3 protein-coding genes are annotated in these 2,803 nt (G+C 57.6%); all 3 read left to right on the top strand.

What is annotated here, in order from left to right:
- On the top strand, positions 1 to 459 hold a 459-nt coding region (locus EOA86_RS29360), incomplete at its 5' end, for a TrbI/VirB10 family protein (protein ID WP_164892092.1).
- On the top strand, positions 440 to 1,468 hold the full coding sequence (gene virB11 / locus EOA86_RS29355) for a P-type DNA transfer ATPase VirB11 (RefSeq protein WP_128344856.1): 1,029 nt from the start codon (positions 440 to 442) through the stop codon (positions 1,466 to 1,468). The genes EOA86_RS29360 and virB11, both read left to right, overlap by 20 nt.
- On the top strand, positions 1,465 to 2,803 hold a 1,339-nt coding region (locus EOA86_RS29350; RefSeq protein WP_164892091.1), incomplete at its 3' end, for a type IV secretory system conjugative DNA transfer family protein. The genes virB11 and EOA86_RS29350, both read left to right, overlap by 4 nt.

Below are 2,803 nucleotides of genomic sequence, written 5' to 3'. Positions count from 1 at the left end.
GGTCAGAAACGCATTTTCGTCATCTGGACCAGGCTTCTCCGCGATGACGGTGTGTCCGTTCGCCTCAACTCCATCGGCACCGACAGCCTTGGCCGCTCCGGATTGACCGGCCGTGTCGACAACAAATGGCGGGAGCGGTTCGGTTCCGCAATTGTGCTGTCAATTGTCGGGGCAGGAGCTAGCTACCTTACCGGTTATGGAAGCGATGAAGCTTTCGGCCAAGATAATGATGAAGCCAAGCGTGGCGAGGAACTGGCGCGCGACACGATCGCGCAAACGTTCAGCGATATGGCTAACCAGGCTTTGAGCGAAAATCTGCGCATCCCGCCCACCATCAGTGTCAGCCAGGGCGAACGCATCTTCGTCTACGTGCGCCAAGATCTCGATTTCAGCGCCATGTATGACGATCCCGTCACAGAAGCGATGAAGGAAATACAACGTGAACGTCGCGGTCAGTAACAAGGGCCGATCGGCCACCAATCCCTATTACTTCCTTGATCGGGCACTGGAACCTATCCGCGGCTTTCTTGACGATCCGCGTGTCGTCGAAATCTCCGTGAACAAGCCGGGCCATGTCTATGTGGAACGGCTGGGCTCCGACCATATGGAGTTTCACGAAATTAAGCCGCTCACGGCCTCTGAAATTGAAAATATCGGGGAGCGCGTGGCCGGCGCAACGAACCAGTTCATCAGCCGCGCCAAGCCCATTCTAAGTGCGGCCCTCCCGACTGGCGAGCGTATTCAGATCGTGCTGCCTCCGGCCGCGCCGGAAGGCGGCTCGATCTCGATCCGAAAGCAGGTCGTGAACAATTTCACGCTCGAGGAGTACCGCGATAGCGGCTCACTGGATAAAGTCTCGGTCGCAGTCGGCGGACTGAGCGACATCGACCGGGACCTGATCGCGCACCTTCGCGCGAGCCGTATCTATGACTTCATCCATACGGCGATCACAAAGCGCGTGTCGATTTTGATCAGCGGCGGCACCTCGTCGGGCAAGACCACCTTCCTCAACGCATGCCTGAAAAGCGTCGATCCGCATGAGCGGATTTTGACGCTGGAGGACACACGCGAACTATTTCCGCCGCAGCCGAACAAAGTGCATCTGATTGCCTCTAAGGGCGACCAGGGCACCGCAGACGTGACGATCCAAAACCTGCTGGAAGCGTCGCTCCGGATGCGGCCGGACAGACTGTTCGTCGGTGAAATTCGTGGCGCCGAGGCCTTTTCCTTCCTGCGCGCCATCAACACGGGCCATCCGGGCAGCATGTCGACGGTGCATGCGGATACGCCGATGGGCGCCTATGAACAGCTCGCCATGATGATGCAGCAAGCCGGCATGTCGTCGGGTTACTCCAAGCAGGATCTGATGTCCTACATTCAAATGGTCATCCCAATTGTTATCCAGTTGCGCCGCGATGGCGGAAAACGGGGCGTTTCCGAAATCTTCTTTGCCCGGGACGAGACATGAACAAGGGCTATCAGGCCTTCTATCTTCTTTTCTGCGCCGGAATCGTCTTCGCCGTCTGGACCCTCGCTTACGGACTTGGCTTGCAGCTCGTCTATAATGACGGCCGAATTCTCGAAACGACGATCACCACCAATCCACTCGCGCCTGTTCAACAATTCTGGCTCTACAAGGGCAGCCCGACCCTGCAGCGGGTCGCGCTCGTCGCGCTCCTGCCGAGCCTGTTCGCCGGCGGCCTGGCCGCCTACCTTGGCTTGAAATCGCCAAGCAACCCGCTTGGTGACGCCGCTTTTCAGGACATTGCCGCTTTGCGACGCGGCAGATGGTTCCGCAAGCAGGGGCACATTTTCGGCCGCCTCGGACGCAAAATCCTCCGCTCAAAAGATGAACGTCACCATCTCATCATCGGTCCAACTCGATCCGGTAAAGGTGCTGGCTACGTCATCCCCAACGCCCTCATGCACGAAGGCTCGATGATCGTTACCGATCTCAAGGGCGAAGTCTTCAAGGCCACGGCCGGGTATCGCCGCCGCAAGGGCAGCCAGGTCTTTCTATTCGCGCCGGGATCGGAAGCTACCAACCGCTACAATCCGCTCGACTTCGTGCGCCAGGAGCGCGGCACGCGGACGACGGATATACAGAACATGGCGAGCATCCTAGTCCCCGAGAACACCGAATCCGAGAATTCCGTATGGCAGGCCACGGCGCAACAAGTGATGGCGGGCGCTATCAGCTACGTGCTGGAAAGCCCGCACTATAAGGGCCGGCGCAATCTTGGCGAGGTCAATTCGTTCTTCAATAGCGGCGTCGATCTACAGGCGCTGATGAAGTTCATCAAATCGAAAGAGCCGTACCTTTCCAAATTCACCATGGAAAGCTTCAACGCCTATCTCGCGCTGTCAGAACGGGCAGCCGCCTCTGCCTTGCTCGATATTCAGAAGGCCATGCGGCCCTTCAAAAACGAGCGCATCGTTGCCGCTACGAACGTAACCGATATGGATTTGCGGGCGCTCAAGCGCCGGCCGATCTCGATCTATCTCGCGCCGAATATCACCGACATTACGCTGTTGCGCCCTCTGCTGACGCTGTTCGTGCAACAGACGATGGACATACTGACACTTGAGCACGATCCCAATTCCCTGCCCGTCTATTTCCTTCTCGACGAGTTTCGCCAGCTCAAGCGGATGGACGAAATCATGACGAAGCTGCCCTACGTGGCCGGCTACAAAATCAAGCTGGCCTTCATCATCCAGGACCTCAAAAATCTCGATGAAATCTATGGCGAAACGTCGCGTCATTCGCTCCTTGGAAATTGCGGCTATCAGCTCGTCCTTGGTG

This window comes from Mesorhizobium sp. M5C.F.Ca.IN.020.32.2.1 (assembly GCF_004023105.1).
GTDB classification, from domain to species: domain Bacteria; phylum Pseudomonadota; class Alphaproteobacteria; order Rhizobiales; family Rhizobiaceae; genus Mesorhizobium; species Mesorhizobium wenxiniae.
This window is presented reverse-complemented; position numbering and strand designations above follow the sequence as displayed.